This window comes from Streptomyces carpinensis, from assembly GCF_002154505.1.
Classification (GTDB): domain Bacteria; phylum Actinomycetota; class Actinomycetes; order Streptomycetales; family Streptomycetaceae; genus Streptomyces; species Streptomyces carpinensis.
This window is the reverse complement of the sequence record NZ_MUBM01000175.1, coordinates 59,695-60,359: the sequence shown is the minus strand read 5'-3', so window position 1 is coordinate 60,359 and position 665 is coordinate 59,695. Positions and strand designations below refer to the sequence as shown.

Genomic DNA, 665 nt, shown 5'->3' with positions numbered 1-665 from the left:
ACTCGGCGGTCCGCTGCACCCGCGTCGTCCGCGCGCAGCCGACACCGCTCCTGAGCAGGAACTCCGGGACGAGCGCGGCGGTACGGTCGTCCGCGGCGCGGTCGTCCGGCAGCGTGCACAGCAGCTCGGCGGCCGTCGGGGAGGGCGGCCCCGTGGGGCGTACGCCCTGCTCGGCTGCGCGCGGATCGGCGGCGCCACCGCCGTAGAGGCCGATCGTCGCCAGCAGCGCGGAGTCGGTGGCCTCCGGGTCGGCGCGCAGGACACCGGCGTTCCGGTCCTGCCGCTTCAGGTTCGTGATCAGCCGGGACAGCGGAAGCCCGACCCGTTCGTCCAGGGCGGCCCCGGCGATGTTCTGCGGGACGGCCAGCACGACCGGCGAGTACACGAACGGCTGAGAATCCGGTCGGAGTTCGGCGAACGTGCGGTCGGTCTGGTCGGTGGTGACCCTGGCGACGTCCGTGACCGAGGCGGGGATCCAGACGTCCGGCTGCGGCCCGATGTCCCGCTGCGGGTCGGTGTCCTCGTCACGGGGCTCCTGCCAGGCGTCGGTCTGCCGGCGCAGCACGGTGACCGCACTGCTCGCGCCCGCGCTGTAGACGGTGATGCCGGAACGGCGGCAGCCGTGCCCGGTGGTGTTGGCGCCGGAGGTGAGGTACACGTCCGCG

At 74.3% G+C, this 665-nt stretch carries 1 pseudogene; it reads right to left on the bottom strand.

From position 1 onward, the window contains the following. A pseudogene (locus tag BZY54_RS53485) lies at positions 1-665 on the bottom strand (substrate-binding domain-containing protein); the annotation flags it as partial.